At 70.8% G+C, this 19,410-nt stretch carries 17 protein-coding genes; 10 read left to right on the forward strand and 7 right to left on the reverse strand.

What is annotated here, in order from left to right:
* Nucleotides 1-82: 82 nt before the first annotated feature.
* Complete coding sequence (locus WMF43_RS37220) at nt 83-1,063, forward strand: 2-dehydropantoate 2-reductase (protein WP_437672154.1); 981 nt, start codon at nt 83-85, stop codon at nt 1,061-1,063.
* 103 nt (nt 1,064-1,166) lie between these two features.
* Here WMF43_RS37220 and WMF43_RS37225 read toward each other — a convergent pair whose 3' ends face one another.
* Nucleotides 1,167-3,614 (reverse strand): LamG-like jellyroll fold domain-containing protein, encoded by a 2,448-nt coding sequence (locus tag WMF43_RS37225; protein WP_437672156.1) that lies wholly within the window; start codon nt 3,612-3,614, stop codon nt 1,167-1,169.
* A gap of 980 nt (nt 3,615-4,594) precedes the next feature.
* Here WMF43_RS37225 and WMF43_RS37230 point away from each other — a divergent pair.
* The 4 genes from WMF43_RS37230 (at nt 4,595) to WMF43_RS37245 (ending at nt 7,858) form a co-directional block, all read left to right on the forward strand.
* Nucleotides 4,595-5,050, forward strand: coding sequence for a MarR family winged helix-turn-helix transcriptional regulator (locus WMF43_RS37230; protein ID WP_437672158.1), 456 nt, complete (start codon nt 4,595-4,597; stop codon nt 5,048-5,050).
* Nucleotides 5,047-6,063: a type I glyceraldehyde-3-phosphate dehydrogenase gene (gap, locus tag WMF43_RS37235; RefSeq protein ID WP_437672159.1), complete on the forward strand. Its 1,017-nt coding sequence runs from the start codon at nt 5,047-5,049 to the stop codon at nt 6,061-6,063. Before WMF43_RS37230 ends, gap begins: the two co-directional genes overlap by 4 nt.
* A gap of 99 nt (nt 6,064-6,162) precedes the next feature.
* Entirely contained in the window at nt 6,163-6,936 is a 774-nt protein-coding gene (locus WMF43_RS37240; protein ID WP_437672161.1) for a glutathione S-transferase C-terminal domain-containing protein, read from the forward strand.
* Between the two features lie 25 nt (nt 6,937-6,961).
* Nucleotides 6,962-7,858 (forward strand): hypothetical protein, encoded by an 897-nt coding sequence (locus WMF43_RS37245; protein WP_437672162.1) that lies wholly within the window; start codon nt 6,962-6,964, stop codon nt 7,856-7,858.
* Nucleotides 7,859-7,939: 81 nt separating this feature from the next.
* Here the strand turns inward: WMF43_RS37245 and WMF43_RS37250 are convergent, their stop codons facing one another.
* Together WMF43_RS37250 and WMF43_RS37255 are read right to left on the reverse strand one after the other, a co-directional pair.
* Nucleotides 7,940-9,508 carry a hypothetical protein gene (locus WMF43_RS37250; RefSeq protein ID WP_437672164.1) on the reverse strand — a complete coding sequence of 523 codons (1,569 nt, stop codon included), beginning with the start codon at nt 9,506-9,508 and terminating at the stop codon, nt 7,940-7,942.
* An 11-nt stretch (nt 9,509-9,519) separates the two neighbouring features.
* On the reverse strand, nt 9,520-11,214 hold the full coding sequence (locus WMF43_RS37255) for a hypothetical protein (protein ID WP_437672166.1): 1,695 nt from the start codon (nt 11,212-11,214) through the stop codon (nt 9,520-9,522).
* A 369-nt stretch (nt 11,215-11,583) separates the two neighbouring features.
* On the opposite strand from WMF43_RS37255, the gene WMF43_RS37260 reads away from it, so the two are divergent.
* On the forward strand, nt 11,584-12,117 hold the full coding sequence (locus tag WMF43_RS37260) for a hypothetical protein (protein ID WP_437672168.1): 534 nt from the start codon (nt 11,584-11,586) through the stop codon (nt 12,115-12,117).
* Between the two features lie 61 nt (nt 12,118-12,178).
* On the opposite strand, the gene WMF43_RS37265 is transcribed toward WMF43_RS37260, so the two are convergent.
* On the reverse strand, nt 12,179-12,892 hold the full coding sequence (locus WMF43_RS37265; protein ID WP_437672170.1) for an HAD family hydrolase: 714 nt from the start codon (nt 12,890-12,892) through the stop codon (nt 12,179-12,181).
* A 120-nt stretch (nt 12,893-13,012) separates the two neighbouring features.
* On the opposite strand from WMF43_RS37265, the gene WMF43_RS37270 reads away from it, so the two are divergent.
* Nucleotides 13,013-14,038, forward strand: coding sequence for an SMP-30/gluconolactonase/LRE family protein (locus WMF43_RS37270; RefSeq protein ID WP_437672171.1), 1,026 nt, complete (start codon nt 13,013-13,015; stop codon nt 14,036-14,038).
* Between the two features lie 101 nt (nt 14,039-14,139).
* Here the strand turns inward: WMF43_RS37270 and WMF43_RS37275 are convergent, their stop codons facing one another.
* The gene (locus WMF43_RS37275) at nt 14,140-14,358 is read right to left on the reverse strand and encodes a hypothetical protein (RefSeq protein ID WP_437672173.1); all 219 of its coding nucleotides are present in this window, start codon (nt 14,356-14,358) and stop codon (nt 14,140-14,142) included.
* 12 nt (nt 14,359-14,370) lie between these two features.
* On the opposite strand from WMF43_RS37275, the gene WMF43_RS37280 reads away from it, so the two are divergent.
* Nucleotides 14,371-14,526, forward strand: coding sequence for a hypothetical protein (locus WMF43_RS37280; protein ID WP_437672175.1), 156 nt, complete (start codon nt 14,371-14,373; stop codon nt 14,524-14,526).
* Nucleotides 14,527-14,594: 68 nt separating this feature from the next.
* On the opposite strand, the gene WMF43_RS37285 is transcribed toward WMF43_RS37280, so the two are convergent.
* The gene (locus WMF43_RS37285; RefSeq protein ID WP_437672177.1) at nt 14,595-15,002 is read right to left on the reverse strand and encodes a VOC family protein; all 408 of its coding nucleotides are present in this window, start codon (nt 15,000-15,002) and stop codon (nt 14,595-14,597) included.
* Nucleotides 14,999-15,424, reverse strand: coding sequence for a helix-turn-helix transcriptional regulator (locus WMF43_RS37290; RefSeq protein WP_437684167.1), 426 nt, complete (start codon nt 15,422-15,424; stop codon nt 14,999-15,001). The genes WMF43_RS37285 and WMF43_RS37290 overlap by 4 nt, the downstream gene beginning before the upstream one ends.
* Before the next feature lie 727 nt (nt 15,425-16,151).
* Between WMF43_RS37290 and WMF43_RS37295 the strand changes: the two genes are divergently transcribed.
* Complete coding sequence (locus WMF43_RS37295) at nt 16,152-18,206, forward strand: sodium-translocating pyrophosphatase (protein ID WP_437672179.1); 2,055 nt, start codon at nt 16,152-16,154, stop codon at nt 18,204-18,206.
* A 38-nt stretch (nt 18,207-18,244) separates the two neighbouring features.
* On the forward strand, nt 18,245-19,408 hold the full coding sequence (locus WMF43_RS37300) for a pyridoxal phosphate-dependent aminotransferase (protein ID WP_437672181.1): 1,164 nt from the start codon (nt 18,245-18,247) through the stop codon (nt 19,406-19,408).
* The last annotated feature ends 2 nt before the right edge of the window (nt 19,409-19,410 follow it).

Below are 19,410 nucleotides of genomic sequence, written 5' to 3' on the forward strand. Positions count from 1 at the left end.
CCGATGGACAGAGTCAATGCATGCGACGCAGGGCGGCGCCTGACGCTCGCTCGGGGTCGTGGTAGGCTCGCGCAGCGACATCATGAAAATCGCTGTTTACGGCTTCGGATCCATCGGCGGACTGCTCGGCGCCCGGCTGGCCACGGCCGGCTGCGACGTCAGCGCCGTCGCGCGCGGAGAGACCCTCGCCGCCTTGCAGAAACGCGGGTTGCGGCTGCAAACCCAGGAGACGATCACCAGCGTTCCTATCCGCGCCGCGCGGGATCCCGCCGAGCTCGGCGCGCAGGACGTCGTGATCATCGCGGTCAAGGCCACCTCGCTGACCGACGTCGCTGCGCGCATCGCGCCGCTGCTCCGCCCGGACACGATCGTCGTCCCCGCGATGAACGGCGTGCCGTGGTGGTTCTTCGCGCCCGACAACGTGCCGTATGCCGGCGCTCGGCTGAAGGCGCTCGACCCGGACGACGTCGTGCCGCGCGCCATCGGGCTCCGCCAGGTGGTCGGCTGCGTCGTGCACCTGTCGGGTTCCAGCCCGGAGCCGGGGCTGGTGCGGGTCGGCCTCGGCAACCACCTGCTCCTCGGCGAGCCGGCCGGCGGACACTCGAACCGGGTGGGCGCGCTGGTCAAGCTGCTGCAGCGCGCCGGCTTCGACGCCAAGGCCAGCGCCGATATCCGGACCGACATCTGGTACAAGCTGTGGGGCAACATGACGATGAACCCGGTCTCGGTGCTCACCGGCGCGACGTGTGATCGGATGCTCGACGACCCGCTGGTGCGCGGCTTCTGCCTCCAGGCGATGCAGGAAGCGGCGGCGATCGGCGAGAGGATCGGTTGCCCGATCGCGCAGAGCGGAGAGGACCGGATGGAGGTCACGCGCAAGCTCGGCGCGTTCAAGACATCGATGCTGCAGGACGCGGAAGCCGGCAAGTCGCTGGAGATCGACGCGCTGGTGACCGTGGTGCATGAGATCGGCAAGCTGACCGGCGTGCCCACGCCGACCATCGACAGCTTGCTCGGCCTGGTGCGCCTGTGCGGCCGCACGCGCGGCCTGTATCCCGGATGATCCGTGAGCGAAGCCCCGTGGCTGCGGGGTGAACGCGGCCGTCGCGCGGTCGCCGCCCGGGCGGGCGCGGCTCCTCGGCCGCGCCCGCCGGGGCCGCCGAGGGTCAGTGGACGCGCCCGATGCCGCGGCGGATGAACGCCGAGCGGCTCGTGGCCACGCCGGACCGCTCCGCGGTCGCGGTCGCGGTGCGCGCGAAGGTCGGGGCGGGCCCGCAGACCAGCGACCTCAGATCCTGGTTCCGGCGCGCGAGATCGTTCAGCTGGCGCGGCTCGCGGGACACGAAATCAGCGACTTCGATGCCGGTCATGAAGCCGGACAGCGCAGACTCGCGCCCGGGGTTCCTCGGGTTCACGTGCAGGAACGGCGTCCCGGTCTCGTCCACGCCGTGGCACCCGTTGCAGGTGTTGAGCGAGAACTTGTGCCGCGCCTCGTTGTCGAGGATGCCTGGAGCGGTCCACGCCGTGAGGTTGTTGATCGACGAGCCGGCGAGGAACGGGACCCCGTTGAGCTGGTCGGGGACCGTGTGCTGCTCCGCGATGATCGACGCCTGGTTCGCGTTCACGAAGGCCGCGAGCTCGGCCGTCCCGTCGAAGCTCAGATCCGGCGTCAGCTTGACCGTCGCCGGCTGCAGGAAGCCGGTCGTCGGCGAGAGGACGAACTCGCGCAGCTCCCACGGCCCCGCCAGCGCGATCTCGTTCGTACGGAGCTGCCCCAGGGAGCTCCCGTTCGGCTTGCCGGGCGCGGCGCTCCGGCCCGCGAAGCGCGTGGTGATCGCCTGGAGCGCGGCGTTGTACTGCTCGGACGGGAAGGGCAGGCTGCCGAGGGCGTGCCAGTCGTTCGCCCACTGGAGCACGTCGGCCTCGGTCGACGCGGGGAGCTTGTACTCGAGGATCACGGTGAACTGCTGCGGGAAGCCCTGGCTGAAGACGCCGAACACGAACCGCCCCTCGCCCGCGTGCCCCTGGTCGAGGTTCCGCACGTCGATCCTGTTGACGATGCCGAGCAGCATCAGCGGCGCCTGCCGGAGGTCGAGCGACCCGTCAGGGCTCCTCGGCCACTCGTCGAACACGACCTGTTGAATGGCCGGGCGCGCCGGCACCGTGAAGCCGTTGACGGCCTGATCGGTCAGCCAGGTGCTGAAGAGCTGCTCGACCATCGCCGGCGCGTCGGCCGGCGTGGGCGCCATGTCCTCCATGAGCCGCGCGAACGTCCACGCGCCCGTCCGGGGATCGCCGGTCGGCCCATCGAACGTCGTGCGGATGGGATCTTCGACCACGCTGAGGTGCTTCACGAAGATCTCGCGGCCCGTCCGGACGAAGCAGCCCGCCGGCTCGCCCATCTCGTAGGTGAGGTTCCCTGACGCGACGAAGAAGCCATCGGGCGAGTCGGGGTTGATCACCTCGTACGGGGTCAGGTAGACCCCGGGGTCCACGGCGACGTTTCCGGTCAGGGTGACCGGGAACGTCGCCGTGCTCCCGGGCTCGACGCCGCGGATGGCCGAGGGGTCCAAGGAAAAGCTGATCCCCGGCTGGCCGGTGATATTGAGGCCGTAATCCCGGGGGCTGCACTCCTCGGTATCGTTGTTGGTGACCGAGACCTGGTACGTCACCGGCGTGCCCGCGGCGACGGGGCCGCTGCTCTCCGGCGTGACGACGACCGTGGAGCGGTGCCTGAGGCAGATGAGCTGGGCGATCTGGGCGTCGGTCAGCGGGCTGGCGGAGAGCCAGACCTGGTCGATGACGCCCGCGAAGCGCTGCCGCTGCGGGTTGTTGCCGATATGGATGGGCGCGTTGATGTCGCGGATCGCGCCCGCCGCGCTCGCCTGGCCGGCCTGCTGGCCGTTGAGGAAGATCCGCACGCGTGTGCCGTCGTAGATGCCCGCGACGTGCGTCCACACGTTGGCCTGGATCGCGGCGCTGGCGGTGACCGTCCGCCCGTTGTTGAGGGTGACGCTGAACCTCGCCTGGTTGTTCTGAACGACGAGCGAGAAGCTCGAACTGCTGGTGTTCCGCTCCTGCACGATCGTGCGCGTCGTCGACCCCGACACCGAGGTGGGGTTGACCCACGCGGCGACCGCGAGGTTCTGCCCGAACGTGAAGCGGGCATCGTCGTTGACGGTGACGGTGTCGTTCGAGTTGTCGAAGGAGATACCGAGGCCGCTGATGCCCTGCGCGCAGGCCGCTCCGGTCGAGCGGGTGGCCGTCGCGCCGTTGCCCGTCGCGTCGAACAGCTCCGTCGTCGAGCCGTCGCATTCGTCGAACGGCCAGAAGCCGAGCGGCTGCGGGGCTTCCTCGAGCGCGGCGGCCAGGCCGGCCGCGCCGTCGCCGTCGCCAGCGCCGTCGCCGCCGCTGTCGCCGGACGCGCTGACCGCGCTCGCCGAGTGGGCCGGCTCGTCGGCCCCGTCGAGCGTGAGCTCCGCATCACCGAATGAGCCGTCGCCGACGCCGTGACTGCCGCATGCCGCGGCGCCCAGGGCGAGCAGGGCGAGGACCGCAGCCGAGCTGGTTTTTGTTACAAGAGGATGGGCGAGGCCGAAGGAGAAGTTCCGCATTGACCGTTCTCGTTGGGTGAGAGTTGACTGCACGAGCGCCAGCGGAGCGCAGCGCGCGCTGCGAGCGGCGACGGGAGCAGGTGTCCGTCTGACTCGACCGGGCTGTCCGGGGTTTGGCGCTTGTCCGAGCCGCGCGCGCAGCACCGCGCCGCGGCCGCGCTGACATCGAGCGCTTCCACCTGGCAGCTCGCGGTCCAGGCGACCGACGATGGCCGAATCCTTAGCGCGCTGAGCTGCTCAATTCAAGACTCCAACCCTCCCTGGAGCAAGAACCTGACACCGTTAACGAATCTTTACAGACCTCCAGTCCGGCGAGCCCCGGCTTGAGGCGAGCGAGCGAACAGCCCGAAGAGGCCACGGAAAAAAATAATTTGAAGGGCCGCGCCCCGTGGCGGCATCAAGCGCGATGAGCCGCCCGATCCGGGCGCTCGGGAGCACGCCAACGGGCAAGATCCGACGCAACCCTACCCCAGATTCTTCGGCAAATTCACGCCGTGGCGTCGTCGACGCCGTCGACACGAAGCAACGCGCCTGAGCTCGCGCTGCGCTCGCGTCGCTCATCCGACACGAGTTCAGGTCTTCTGTATGCGGTCGGTTCAGATGAGCTGCGACGGGTCGAGCGGCATTCAAACGGTCGGTTGTTTGCCGAGCGCGCCTCGCAGGGTAGATGAAGAGGGCTGAGCGATATGCGGTAAACAACAAGCATGGTGTGCCTGCGCCGCCATCGGGCTTCGTGATGTCGAAGCGCGAGCGACCTTCCCGAGCGGGGCGGGTCCGAGTCGGCTCGAGGGCCGAGCTCCCCGGAGGCCCGGCGCCGCGGCGCCGAGGCGGGCCGCCCCGGCGCGCCCAGAAGATGCACCAGGTGTACGAATTTTAGTGCACCTGGTGCATCGATACGATATACCAGGTGCATCATGTCGCCCCGGGCTCGAGATCCCATCGAATTCATCGAGAAATTCGGGGCGCTTTGGAAGTGCCTGATGGCCGTCTCCGACGAGACTTACGCGGACGAGAAGCTGTTCAGCGCGCAGGCCAGGTTCCTGCGCTACATCGGCGAGCACCCCGGCATCTCGCAGGCCGAGCTGGCGCGCGCCACGGACATGGCGGCGACGCTCACGGGGCGGCTGCTCCAGACCTTGCTGGAGCGGGGCTTCGTCGAGCGCGCGCCGAGCCGTGAAGACCGGCGCGAGTACGTGCTCACGCTCAGCCCCGCAGGCGAGCGCATGCGCCGGCGCGTCGTGGACGCGCGCGGGCGCTTCGCGGCGCGGGTGGTCTCCGTGCTCGACGAGCGGGATCTCGACGACTTCGATCGCATCTCCTACAAGCTGTTCGCGGCGTTCGGCGCCGCTCCCTCCCCGGGCGCGGCGACGCGCGGCGCCGAGCCTCGTCCGGGGCGGCCCTCCGGCTCTCAACCACGAAGGAAGGCCCGCAAATGAGCAAAAAAATCGCGATCAACGGATTCGGGCGCATCGGGCGCTGCATCGTGCGCGCCCTGTCGCAGCGCGGCGTTTCGGACATCGAGCTGGTGGCGCTCAACGACCTGACGAGCCCGGAGACGCTGGCTCACCTCTACAACTACGACACGGTGCACGGCCGCGCCGAGCGGCGCGCCGTCGCCGCCGAGGGACGTTTGCTGATCGACGAGCGCTCCGTTCGTGTGCTCGCCGAGAAGGATCCGGCCAAGCTCCCGTGGCGCGAGCTCGGCGTGGACATCGTGCTCGAGTGCACCGGTCTGTTCAGCGATCGCGACAAGGCGGCCGCGCACCTCGCGGCCGGCGCGCGCAAGGTGATCATCGGCGCCCCCGCCAAGGGCCACGACGCGACGATCGTGCTCGGCGTCAACACCGAGGACTACGACGGCTCGGCGCACACCGTCCTCTCGTGCGGGTCCTGCACCACCAACTGCCTCGCCCCCGTGGCCAAGGTGCTCCTGGAGACCTTCGGCCTCGAGCGCGGGCTGATGACGACCACGCACGCCTACACCAACGATCAGGTCCTGCTGGACGTGCCGCACCGCAAGGGCGACTTGCGGCGCGCCCGCGCGGCCGCGCAGAACATCGTGCCCACCTCGTCCGGCGCCGCCAAGGCGCTCAGCGAGTGCCTGCCGGCGCTCGCCGGCAAATTCGACGGGCAGTCGATGCGGGTGCCCACGATGGACGTCTCGCTCGTCGATCTCACGTTCGAGAGCACGCGGCCGCTCTCGAAGGACGGGATCCATGCGGCCATGAAGCGCGCCAGCGAGGGGCCGCTGCGCGGCATCCTCGGCTACACCGAGGAGCCGCTCGTCTCCAGCGACTACCTGGGTGATCCTCGCTCGTCGATCTTCGACGCGACGCTGACGCAGGTGATCGGGGATCGCTTCGCGAAGGTGTTCGCCTGGTACGACAACGAGTGGGGCTTCTCCAACCGGATGGTGGAGCTCGCCCAGCTCGTGGCGGCGAAGCTCTGAGGAGCGCCCCGGCGGCAACGGCGCTCCCCCTCGGCGCCCGGCGTGGGATCGGCCGGTGAGGCTTGAAACGCGAGGCCGCTTGGGGGCAGCATCGGGCGCATGAGTCCTGTCGAGTTTGTCGACGTCGCGACCGCGAAGGCGGCCCGCGGCGTCCGGATGGTCGCGTCGGGGATGGTGCCGAGCCCCTGGTCGGAGGCCGCGAAGGGGCTGTTCCGGCTCCAGGGCGTGCCGGTGCGCGTCGTGCGGTACTCGCGGGACGACGCGGAGCTCGCGGCGTGGATGCGCGCCGACAACGTGCCCGTCGTCTTCCACGACGACGAGCCCCCGCGCGTCCACTGGGCCGCGATCACGACCCTCGCCGCGCGCCTCGGCCCGCCGGGCGCCCTGCTCCCCGACGACCTCGATCACCGCGTCCGCACCGTCGGCCTGCTCAACGAGATCGCGGGCGAGGAGGGCCTCGGCTGGAACGCGCGCCTCCTCATGCTCCACGCCTCGATGACGAGCGGGGGCCAGCGCGGCTTCCCGCTGCCCGTCGCGCACTACCTCGCGGCGCGTTACGGCTACTCCGCCGCCATCGACATCGACCGCGTGCGCGCCCGCATCGCCAGAACGCTCGCCGCCCTCGCCGCCCGCCTCGACGGAGGCCGTGAGTACCTCGCCGGGGACCGCCCGGACGCGCTCGACGTGTACGCCGCCACCTTCCTGACCCCGCTCTGCCCGATCCCGGAGAGCGACTGCCCCCGCCTCCAGCCTTTGCTCCGCCAGGCCTTCGCGACCGCGCACGAGGCGATGGGCGACGCGGTGCCGCGCGCGCTCGTCGAGCACCGGCGCCGGATGTACGAGCGCCACCTCGGCTGGCCGATCGAGATCTGATAAGATCGGGCCCGGGAGGTTCTTCATGCGCACGCATCGACCTGTCTTGCTCGCCACGCTCCTATCGGCCGTCGCCGTTGCGATGTCCGCCGTGCCCGGATGTGGTGACGACGAGACGCAGGCGAGCAGCGGAGACCCGGAGCCGACAAGCAGCGATTTCCCCTCGAGGTATGCGAAGGTCCTCTGCGACCGCACGTTCGCGTGCTGCGACGCGGCGGCCCGGGCCTCGCGTGGCCTGGACGCGAGCTCCGCCGACGCGTGCGCCTCGAAGCTCGAAGCGATCCTCGTGGCCGTCAGCGGAGGCGAGGTGAAGGGCACCTTCGTCCCGGAAAAGGCGGAGGCGTGCCTCGCCGAGGTGGACGCGGCCCCCTGCGCCGAGCTTGAAATCGTGGGCGTGTTCTTGGGGGTGGACCCCAAGGTCACGCCGTCCTGCCTCGATGCGTGGGACGGCTCCGTGCCCGAGGGCGGGACGTGCGACACGGACTGGGACTGCGTCCGGGACCGCTGCGTGCGCACCACCGACGCGAGCGGGCAGACGACGTCGGCGTGCACGGCGTGGGCGGCGGCCGGAGAGCCGTGCACGTCGCCGTTCGACTGCGACGAGGCGCTCCGGTGCGACCAGCCCTCGTCGCCCGACGCGGGGACGTGCGCGCCACGGCTCGCCGCGGGCGGGTCGTGCAAGGGAAGCCGCGACTGCGAGGAGGAGCTTCGCTGTGGTCCGGACGGCACGTGCCAGGCGCGCGAGCAGGCGGGCGATCCGTGCGTGTCGGACGAAGACTGCGCGGCCGGCACGACGTGTGATGGCGGCGCGTGCGCGCCGCTCGGCGCCGCCGGCGCGCCCTGCTCCTACGATTCGGACTGCGCGTCGTTCGCGTGTGTCGATGCGACGGGCACCTGCGCCGACGTCTGCAAGGGCGGCTGATCGCAGGCCAAGACGGCCGCGGGACCAGGAGAGCGCGCCCCCCGCCGCCGCCTGGCGACGTTCAGAGGGTGACGGTGGCGGTCACCAGAAACCGCAGCCGCCGTCGAAGTCGAGGGGGGGCGTGGGCTCCGTGGACGACTGCGATTCACGACAGGCATTCTCGATGTTCTGTCGCAGCATCAACATCAGGTTGTTGTCGTCCTGGATGTCAGTGTCCGCGTACTCCCCGAGCCACCCCCCGACCGACGGCTTCATCATCTCGATGACCCCGAGCGAGCGCTGGCAGTCGCCCGCCTGGTAGAAGTCGAGCGCGCCGCGCAGCGCCAGGTACATGTTCAGCATCATGTACGGCTTGCCCGAGCCGCCGTCGGAGATGTTCCACCACATCGAGTCGGGGTTCTGCCCGGGAGGCAGCGAGTTGAGCAGCGTGGTGTCGACGTTCTGCGCGGCCCCGTCCTCCGCCGAGGTCCAGCCCGCCGTCACCTGGAAGGCCGCCTTGTCCGGCCCGATGTCGTCGCCGAGGGAGGCGTCGGCGAGCAGCTCCACGAACAGACCACCACCGCCGCCGCGGCGGCTGCCGCCCACGTCGGCCGCGCCGTCGCGCTGGCCGATGAACAGCGCCGGCATCTCCAGGGTCGCCCCCGCGGAGTCGGCGGTGGCCCGCTTCGTCCCGTAGATGCGCCCCACCTTGTAGCCGGCGGACGGGGTCACCTCCAGGTTGAAGTCCGTTGCCAGCGGGAAGAGCGTGGTCTTGCCCTCCTCCGAGAGCAGACCGCCGAGGTCGCCCGAGCTCAGCGCGTAGGCGTACGTGCCCGCGCCCATCGAGCCCAGCGCCGACGGGATCTTCACCAGGAAGCTCTCGCCCACGCCGATCACGCCGAACGCCGTGCCGTTCTCCACCAGCGCCTCGCCCAGACCGAGGATGTGGTCGGGATCCGTGATACCGCTGGTCGCGTGCCCGCTCGTGAGCAGGAGCACGCGGCGCGCGCCCTCGAAGCCCGCGGCGTCGCCCTCCTCGAACGCCCTCTCGGCGGCGGCGATCCCCTCGTAGAGGCCGACGAGCTCGCCGGCGCCGCCGCCGAGGCGCTCGTCGGCGATGAGGTTCGTGAGCTCCGCCGACGTCGGCGCTGCGAGGAAGGCGCGGCGCTCGGCCTTCTCGCCATAGCGGATGACGCTGACGCGGTCCTCGGGACGGAGGCTGGCGAGCAGCCCGCCCATTCCCGCGTCCAGCGCGTCCTCGTCGATGCCGGCGAAGCTGCTGCTCTCGACGGCGATCGCCAGGTGAACCGGCGGCCTCTCCAGCTTCGAAGGGTCGACCCCGGTGTTCATCGCGACGAAGGCCATCGTCCAGTTACCCCCGTTGAAGCGCGGCGCCACCGCGAGGAACGGGTGAATGCAGACGTCCTTGCCGCAGTCGGCGTCGGGCAGGTCGATCGCGTGCTCGGCGAAGAACCCGACCGGATCCAGCGTGTCGAGCGTGGGGACCTTCCCCGCCTTCACGAGAGCGCGGAACTGCGAGATGTCCTGCGCCCCGCCCTGGGCCACGTTGACCGACCCTGTGGGGACGTTGCCATCGCCGCCGCTGTCCTGGGCGCCGCAACCGACGGCGGCGACGCAGAGACCGAGTGAGATCAGCGTCATCTTCAACATGTGACTTCTCCTCATTCGTAAGCAATCAACAGGTCCGCGGACGTGTTGGGCGTCTGGTAGCCGGCGTCGCACTCGTCACGTCCGGCGAGCACGCGCTCGGCGCGGCCCACCCGGACGCGGAGGTTCGGCCCTTCGAGGACGTCTCCAGGGCTCAGCAGGGTCCTCGCGCCGCCGTTCTGCACCGCCACCACCGCGTCGGTGACGTAGGCGCCGCAGTCCAGCCGGTCGCCCTCGCACCCGGTCGCCTCGATCGAGGCGGTGAGGCCCGCGAGCTGGAGCTCGAAGCGGTTGCGATAGACCTCGAGCCGCTTCTTCGAGTCGATGGCCGAGACCTCGAGGAGGTCGCCCTGGTCGGACCATTGTATGGTTTCGCCCGTCGAGAACGGGAATTCTTCGATCGGGATGCACAGATAGTGAGCCTGAGGGGTGAAGCTCGGGTCCGGCTCGCCGCCGCCCTCGCCGCCGGCGCCCATTCCACCTTCGCCGCCGGCGCCCATTCCAACTTCGCCGCCGGTGCCGCCGGCACCCGCGCCGCCTGCGCCGCCGACGTCGGCTCCGCCAGCACCCGCGCCGCCTGCGCCCACGCCGCCTGCGCCCCCCGAGCCACCGCCGCCGTCCAACGGGGGATAACTCATGGTCAATTCGATGCAGCCGTCCGGCAGAGCATCGATGTCCGTGATCTCGCCGACCGCCAGCAGCTTCGGCCAGGGGGAGGTCCACTGGAAGGACGATTGCGGCGCGCCAGCGCACACCGAGGGCTCGACGTTCGTCTGCAGCGCGCCCGTCTTCACCTGTCCGGGCGCCACCACCGTGCGCGGCTCCAGCGCGACGCGCCCCGCCACCATCTCCGTGTCGTCCCAGAAATCGCTGTTGTCGTTCACGTTCTCGGGAACCTCGACGTGTTGCAGGTCGGACCACCATACCATCACAGGCCGTAGTCCATCCGTCTCGAGCAGCACCACCTCGCAACGATCTTCCGAGGTTGAGGCCGTCTCCTCGAAGTCGCCTGCGGCACGGCGGGCCGTGGCCCGGTTGAGCGGGAGCGTGTCCTGCGGGTCCAGCCGATACGTGGTGCCGAGGTTGAACGCGCTCGGCCCGAACATGCGTGTCGGATCGCCGGAGGTGACGGCAGCGCAATCGAGCGACGCGTCCACCCAGCGCACACGGACGTCCACGATCCCGGTCGTGACATTGACGAGATAGGCGTCCGTGAGGTAGCCGTCGGGTGGGGCGCTGGTCGCGGCGCAGGCGACGCCCGACACCCCGAGGATCATGCGCTCGAGCACCCAGGCCGTGCGCGAGCCTTCATCGGCGCGCCGGGCCGAGAGCTCCCGCCTGGAAGCAGCACGCGCCGAGAGGCGCCATGCCGGGACGAGGACCACGAGCGCCGCCAGGTCCGTCGGATCTTGCCAGATACGCCACGTGATCCCGGCGAGGCCCACGAGCCCCACGAGGAGCTGCGCGGCGGCGGCCGAGAGCTTGATCGCCGCGAACGGCGCGACCACCGCCGCGAACGCCAGCGCCCGCCCGCGCGACGTGCGCGCGTTCACGAGCGCCGCTGCGAGGACGGGGGCGACCACGAGGCCGGCGAGGTCGCTGAGCTTGCCCGTAAGGGCGCCTGGCAAGAGCCCGGCGCCTTTCAGGAGGTGGTCGTTGACCACCAGGAGCGCCAGGGCGCCAAGGAAGAGGGGGTGGCGGAGGACCACGAATCGCGACGAGGCCGGTCGCCGTGACCGTGACACCAACGTCAGAGCATCCGCGGGGCCGCCGGCGTTTCGCCGTGATAAGTGCAGCATCGCAGCGAGTCGACGGCAACACGCGTGCCACTCGCCGCGGGCGCACGTGTATTGCTCGATGGACGCACATTGCTCGCCGGACGCGCATTGCTCGGCGGATTCGTTTTTGCTTGACGAATTCGTTTTGCTCGTCGGAGGCGCGTTGCCCGCCGGACATGCTTTGCTCGCCGAGGTTGCTCGGGCCCCGGCGTGCTACAGCACCCCCGCGCCCTCGCGCCTCTGCGAGCCGGCGTATCTCCTGCCCGGCTCGTCCCGGCTGTTTTCGGAGCTCTGCGCGCGATGCGATCCGGCCTGCTGCTGCCCGCCTTCTCTTTTCTCGCGTCCCTCTCCGCGTGTGGCCCCACGGACGGTGATCCGTCGATCCCCGCGGAGGCCCGCGATTGTCCCACGTTGTTCGGCAAGGACTTCACCGAGACCCGCGCCGTCGACATCGGCGACGCGTCGTCTGGGACGTTCGTGCCCTACGCCGACGGCACCAGCGTGCACCTGATCCTCGGCAATCAGGGCGCGATGATGATCACGCCCTGGGTCCAGGTGGAGGCTCTGCCCGGCGACGCGGAGGAGACGTGCCATGTGGTGCGCCTCGCGAACGAGTTCGAGGGCCCGCTCGCCGACGATCCCGACGGGCTCGCCTCCGCGCAGTTCAACGTCCAGTTCATCAAGGCCGGTGCTTTCCTGGTCTCGGACGGCGCGTTCTACCACCCTTTCGTATGGGACCGCGAGACCCTCGAAGGTCAGAAGGTGGAGCTCACGGTGACGGTGCGCGGGGACGGATACGAGGGCACGAAGAGCGTGAGCATCGTGCTGGAGTGAAGACCCCTGCCCAGTTGGATCGGGCCGCCATCCCCGGCAGCGGCCCTGCAGCGGGCGGCGGTCAGCGCCGGTTGGCGGCGTCGAGCAGGTGCAGCACGGCCCCGAGTCCCCGCGCTTCCTCCGACGGCGCGAGCCACGACACGACCGCCTCCGCGCCCGGCAGGAGCAGGACGCGGCACCCCACCGCCGTGGCGCCGCCGTCGGCGCCCGGAGTGTCCCCCACCATCAGCGCGTGGCGTCCGTCGACGCCCAGCTTCCGCAAGGCGTGCTTGAAGATCTCGGGGCTCGGCTTGATGGCGCCGACCTCGTACGAGAGCGTCCAGACGTCGATGGTGCGGTCGAGGCCGTGCCGCGCGAACGCGGCGCGGATGTCCCAGCCGATGTTGCTGACGACCGCGATGGGGATCCCGCGCTCGGCGACGCCGGCGAGGACCTCGGCGGTGTCCGCGTACGGCGGCCAGCGCGCGGGATCGGCCATGGCGGCCGCGAGCGGGTCGAGGATCGGGCCGAGCTCCGCGACGCGCGCGATCCAGCCGGTGCGGTACGCCAGGTGGCCCGCTTCGGAGAGGTCGCCGAGCTCCCAGAGCCGGATGACCTCGGGGTGCAGGTGGGCGTCGCCGAGCACGCGCGCGAGCTCCTCGGCGTCGGCCGCGATCTGCGGGTAGCCGTGCTGGGTCGCGATGTCGCGGATCATCTCCGCGGGAGCGACGAGCCGGAAGAGGGTACGGGCGAAGTCGAAGAGGACGGCTTGGATCGGCAGGACGGCGTGGGGCATCTCGGTTCCTCGAGGTGGGTTATACACCCGCCCGGGCCGTACGCCGGCGCTGCGTGCTTACGCGGCAAGCTCGCCAGAGCTCTCGGCGTTGTGGTAGATCCGCTGCCCGGAGGTCTTCCCATGGCACGATCCGGCGGCATCTTCACGGCCATCGTCGCTGCGGCCGCGATGGTTTCCTGTGGGGGGGAGACCCCGCCGCCCGCGCTCGCGCCGGCGGCTCCCGCGTCCGCCGCGCCCGTCGCGACGAACAGCGTCGAGCCCCCGCCTGCGGCTCCGGCGGCGCCCGCGGCGTCCACGGCGGCGCCCGAGCCGCCCAAGCTCGCCGCACCGAGCCCGGTCGTCAAGTACACCGGCTTCGCCAAGCCGGAGAGCGTGCTCTACGACGCGGAGAACGACCGCTACCTCGTCTCGAACATCAACGGCAATCCGGGCGACAAGGACAACAACGGCTTCATCTCCGTCCTGTCGCCCGACGGTCAGGTGACGAGCCTGAAGTGGATCGAGGGCGGCAAGGACAAGGTCAAGCTCGACGCGCCGACGGGCTCGGCGATCGTAAAGGGCGTGCTCTACGTGGCCGACCTGTCGACCGTCCGGATGTTCGACCTCAAGACCGGGGCGCCGAAGGGTGAGATCACCATCCCCGGCACGACGTTGCTGAACGACGTCGCGGCGGCCCCGGACGGCAAGGTCTACGTGTCCGACTCCGGCTTCAAGATCGGCGCGGCCGGCGACCTCGAGGCGACGTCGAGCGACGCCATGTACGTTATCGAGAAGGGCAAGGTGAAGGCGCTGGCGAAGACCACCGACCTGCACATGCCGAACGGCCTCGCGTGGAGCGACGAGGGGCTCGTGGTGTGCTCGAGCGGCGCTCCCGAGGTCTTCCGCCTCGACGAGAAGGGCGCCAAGCACGGCGCGACCACCACGGCGCCCGGCGGCCGCCTCGACGGCCTGATCTCCCTCGGAGACGTGATCCTCGTGACCAGCCACGACGCGTCGGCGGTGCTTCGCGGGAAGCTCGGCAGCACCTTCGAGGTCGCCATCCCCGAGCAGAAGACGCCCGCGGATATCGGTTACGACACGAAGCGTGGACGTGTCCTCGTGCCCCACGTGATGGTGGACACGGTCGACGTCTACGAGCTGAGGTAACCTGCGGGCGAGACATCCCAGGCCACTCTCTCGGTGAATGAAGAAGGGCACCTGGCGAGCGCGGCACCTATACGCGCGTTCGAGGCGGCGCGCTCACCCGCTCAGTCGGCGCGTCGCTCGCTGCGTCGGTTGGCGGTATACGGCAGCACGAACAAGTACAGGCCGGTGAGCAGGAGCACGACGAGCGGGAACAGCGCCAAGAGGCCCACCCAGACGGCAGGCTCCCCCCGCGCCGAGGCGACGAGGTTGGCGATGACGGCCAGCGTGAAAGCAATGGACAGCCAGCGGTGGGTCTGCCGAATCCATTTGTTCCAGTTCAATGGGATCTCCCTATGAAGACGAGCCCGAAGCGGATCGGGCAGATTTACAAGTTCTACGCGACCGCGTCCGGCGAGCGCGTCCTGCTCGCCGGGGTCGAGGTGGATGAGCCGGCGCTCATCGCGGATCTCGCCGTTCGGACGGGGCACGAGCCGCGACCTTCCTTTTGAGTCGGCGAAGATCTATTGAGGAAGTGACCTGCTGCGGAAGTGACCTGCGCGCGTAGCCCCCGCCTGCCTCAGCGGCGCGCCTCGATCATCTTCCACCCGTTGCCCGAAGGATCCCGGAAGCCGGCGTCCACCGTGCCGAAGCGCTCCACGGGCTCCTGCGTGAACTCCACCCCGCGGGCGCGCATCCGGTCGTACGCGGCGCGGCAGTCCTTGACCACCAGCACGAGCGGCGGCATCGCGCCCTTCGCCACGATCTCGCGCAGCGTCTGCGCGGTCGCCGCGTCGAGCACCGGCGGCCCCGGCACGAACAGGCCGAGCTGGAAGGACGGCTGGTCCGGGTGCTGCACGGTGAGCCAGCGGTAGTCGCCGGCCCGCGCGTCGGTGTGGACGCGGAATCCGAGCTTCTCGACGTAGAACTCGAGCGCTTCGTCCTGATCTCGAACGTACAGACCGACCAACTCGACACCCTGGCTCATGGAACCTCCGTTTCGTCTGACCCCTTCGTACCACCCGCCTCCTGCCGTCGCTTCTCCGAAACTGCGATCGTGAGGTCCGGCCGGTGGGCGGCCCGCAGGAAGCAGGCGGGCACGCTCTCCAGGGCGCACGGAGCGGCCCGCTCGCGGTCCCGGATCGCGCCCGGGCTCTCGCCGGTGACGTCGCGGAAGGTGCGCCCGAACGTGCCCAGGCTCTTCCACCCCGTCTGGAACGCGATCTCCGTGATGGACAGGTCGGTGTCGCGGAGCAGCGCCGTGGCCCGCTCGATCCGCCGCGTGAGCAGGTACCGATGCGGCGGAACGCCGAAGGCCTCCTTGAACGACCGCGCGAAGTGGGCCTCGGAGACGCCGCTCACGCGCGCCAGCCGCTGGACGGGCCACTCCTCGTGCGAGGCGGCGTCCATCCGGTCCTTCGCGCGCAGCAGCCGCCGCAACAGCTCGGGGTCCTGGCTCACGCGCCCTCCCCGTCCCTCACGCGAGCTCCACGCCACCGCCGCGCGCCGGCGAGCGCGCGCCGGAGCTCGGAGGCCGTTCGACGGGATCGATCACCAGGAGCGAGCAGCTGGGCACGTCCCCGAGTCTACGACGACGGCCACGTGCTCGTCGCCTGGGACGACCTGACACATGTCGGCAGGCGCTCGTGGACGGGACGTGTCCCACGCGCATCCGTCACCGCGACGCCCCTTCACTCCTCTTCACTCCGAGTCTCGAAGCACAGAGAAAATTCTGGTTTGCGCCTTTGCGCCTTTGCGCCTTTGCGTTGAAATCTCTCGTCCTGGCCAGACGCATGACGCTCGGAACCAGTCCGCCAACGCGGACACCTCCTGGCGACGGCCCGCCCATGATCGGCCGCGGCGAGCTCGAGACCCGTCTCCAGGTCCACCGCTCCCTCGCGCTCGCCGTCCTCTAACACTGCAATATTCCAATGCCACGGTCAGCGTCGGCCGGTGCGGGAACCAGCACGACCGACGCCGCGGACGCCACATTCCCCCGACGCAGCTCCGATTTTCGCCCATGGTGGCCGCGAGAACCGCAGCACCGCGATTTCTCACTTGATTCGCCGTCATGGACGGAAGAGTGAGCCGGCGCTCGCTCCGGCCGGGGGCGGGGCGAGCGAGAGGACCATCACCCGTGGATGCATTGTCGTACCAGTCGATCTTGACGGGCGCCGTGGCGCTCGTGGTTGCACGCACCTTCTACGTGCGTGTCAAGAAGGCCCCCGAAGGCAACGAGACGATGGCGCGCATCGCGCGCTACGTCCGCGAGGGGGCGATGGCCTTCCTCGCGCGCGAGTACAAGGTGCTCGCCGTCTACGCCGCCGTCGTCTTCGCGCTCCTGGCCGCGACGCTCGGGCTGCTCGCCGCGGGCGCCTTCGCTGCCGGCGCGTTCCTGTCGCTCATCGCCGGCTTCTTCGGCATGAAGGCCGCGACGTACGCCAACGTCCGCACGGCCGAGGCCGCCCGCGCCCACGGCAAGCCCACCGCGCTCGTCACCGCGCTCGACGGCGGCGCCGTCATGGGCCTCTGCGTCGCGGGGCTCGGCCTCATCGGGCTGGGCGGCATCTACGCCCTGTTCCGCAACCACGAGCACCTCGCGACGGTCGTCCACTCGTTCGCCGTCGGGGCGAGCTCGATCGCGCTCTTCGCCCGCATCGGCGGCGGCATCTACACGAAGGCCGCCGACGTCGGCGCCGACATCGTCGGCAAGGTCGAGGCGAACATCCCCGAGGACGACCCCCGCAACCCGGGCGTCATCGCCGACAACGTCGGCGACAACGTCGGCGACATCGCGGGCATGGGCGCCGACATCTACGAGAGCTACGTGGCCGCGGTCGTCGCCGCGATCGCGCTCGGCCTCACGATGCCGATCGCCAAGCTGCAGCAGCTCGCCCCGTCGGCGAGCGAGCAGGCGCTCCGCGCGATGGCCGTGTCGCTGCCGCTGCTGCTCGCGACGATCGGCCTCGCGGTCTCGGTCGTCGGCATCTTCATCACCCGCACGCTCAAGAACCTGCCGCCGGCCCGGGTGCTGCGCCTCGCGCTCATCGTCCCGCCGTTTTTGGTCGTGATCGCGGCGGCCGGCATCCTCCCGGAGCTCGGCTTCAGCTTCGGCGCCGTCATCACCCTCGCGGCCGGCGCGGCGGGCGGCGGCATCGTCGGCCTCGTGACCGACTACTACACGTCGATGGGCCCCATCCACAAGGTGGCCCAGAGCTCGGTCACCGGCCCCGGCACCAACGTCATCCGCGGCATCGCGGTCGGCCTCGAGAGCGTCGCGGTCCCCCTCTTCACCCTCTGCGCCGTGGGGTGGATCTCGAACCATTACCTCGGCCTCTACGGCATCGCGCTCGCCGCGGTCGGCATGCTCGCGGGCACCGCGATCGTCATGACCGTCGACGCGTACGGCCCGATCGCCGACAACGGCGGCGGCATCTCCGAGATGGCCGGCCTCGGCAAGGAGGTCCGCGACATCACCGACGAGCTCGACGCGGTCGGCAACACCACCGCGGCCGTCGGCAAGGGCTTCGCGATCGGCTCGGCGGTGCTCACCGTCGTCGCGCTGTTCGCCGCCTTCAACATGGAGGTCGACGCGGTCCGCCGCGCGAAGGGCCTCCCGGAGCTCGTGCTCTACCTGACGGACGCGAAGGTCCTCATGGGGCTGCTCTTCGGCGCCCTCCTCCCCTGCCTCGTCGGCGCGCTCACGATGACCGCCGTCGGCCGCGCGGCCGGCTCGATCGTCGAGGAGATCCGCCGTCAGTTCCGCGAGATCCCCGGCCTGCTCGAGGGCAAGCCGGGCGTCGACCCGCAGCCGAAGGTCATCGTCGACATCGCCACGTCGGCCGCCATCCGCGAGATGATCGCGCCCGGCGCCATCGCGGTGCTCGCGCCGGTCGTCGTCGGCTTCGTGGCCGGCCCCGAGGTGCTCGCGGGCACGCTGGCCGGCGCGCTCGTCGTCGGCGCGGTGCTCTCGCTGATGATGGCGAACGGCGGCGGCGCCTGGGACAACGCCAAGAAGCACATCGAGAAGGGCGGCCTCGACGGCCACGCGAAGGGCTCCGACGCCCACAAGGCCGCCGTCGTCGGCGACACCGTCGGCGATCCCTTCAAGGACACGTCGGGCCCCGGCATCTCGATCCTCATCAAGGTGATGGGCGTCGTGTCGCTGCTCATCGCCCCGCTCATCGCCTGAGCGGACGTGTCGTGTCGGCGTAGCAGGAGGAGGGCCGGGTGAAGAGCAGCCGCCGCTCGCAGGTGCCGCCGTTCGCGGTGATGGAAGTGCTCGCCGCCGCCAACGCGCGGCGCGCGGCGGGCGAGCCGGTCATCAGCCTGTGCGCGGGCCAGCCGGGCTCAGGGGCGCCCGCCGCCGTGCGCGCGCGGGCGGCCGCGCTCCTCGCGCAGGGCGACCTCGGGTACACCGAGGCGCTCGGCATCCCGGCGCTGCGCCGCGCGCTCGCGGAGCACTACGGCCGCTGGTACGGGGTGGACCTCGACCCGTCGCGCGTCGCCCTCACCACCGGGTCGTCGGGCGGGTTCCTGCTCGCGTTCCTCGCGGCGTTCGAGCCGGGCGACCGCGTGGCGCTCGCGCGCCCGGGCTACCCGGCGTACCGGAACATCCTCCGCTCCCTCGGGGTGGAGGTGGTCGAGCTGCCGTGCGGCCCGGAGAGCCGCTTCCAGCCGACCACGGCGCAGCTCACGGCCGCGCACGACGGCGGGAAGCTCGACGGCCTGGTCCTGGCGAGCCCGGCGAACCCGACGGGCACGATGGTCGACGCCGCGGAGCTCGACGCGATCGCGCGCTGGTGCGCGGCGCATGACGTCCGGCTGGTGAGCGACGAGATCTACCACGGCCTCACGTACGGCGCGTGGGCCGGGCGCCAGGCGACGGCGGCGCGCCACGGCGACGCGGGCGCCGTCGTCGTCTCGAGCTTCTCGAAGTACTGGGCCATGACGGGCTGGCGCCTGGGGTGGCTCGTGCTCCCGCCGGATCTCGTCCCGCCGATCGACGCGCTGGCGGGGAACCTCGCGCTGTGCCCGCCCGCCCTGGCGCAACACGCGGCGCTCGCGGCGCTGACCCCGGAGGCGTACGCCGAGGCGGACCGGCTGGTGGAGGGCTACGCGGCCGCGCGCGACCTGCTGCTGCGGCGGCTGCCCGAGCTCGGCTGGAAGGTCGCCCCTCCGGACGGCGCGTTCTACCTGTACGCCGACGTCGGCACGGACGACTCGGTCGCGTGGTGCGAGCGGCTGCTCGCCGACACGGGCGTGGCGCTCACGCCGGGCACGGACTTCGACGGCGTGGGCGGCGCGCGGTACGTCCGGCTGTCCTTCGCGGCCCCGGTCGAGCAGGTCGACGAGGCGGTGACGCGGATCGTCGCCTGGCAGCGCGCGCGCTGACC

Source organism: Sorangium sp. So ce131 (genome assembly GCF_051519095.1).
Taxonomy (GTDB): domain Bacteria; phylum Myxococcota_A; class Polyangia; order Polyangiales; family Polyangiaceae; genus Sorangium.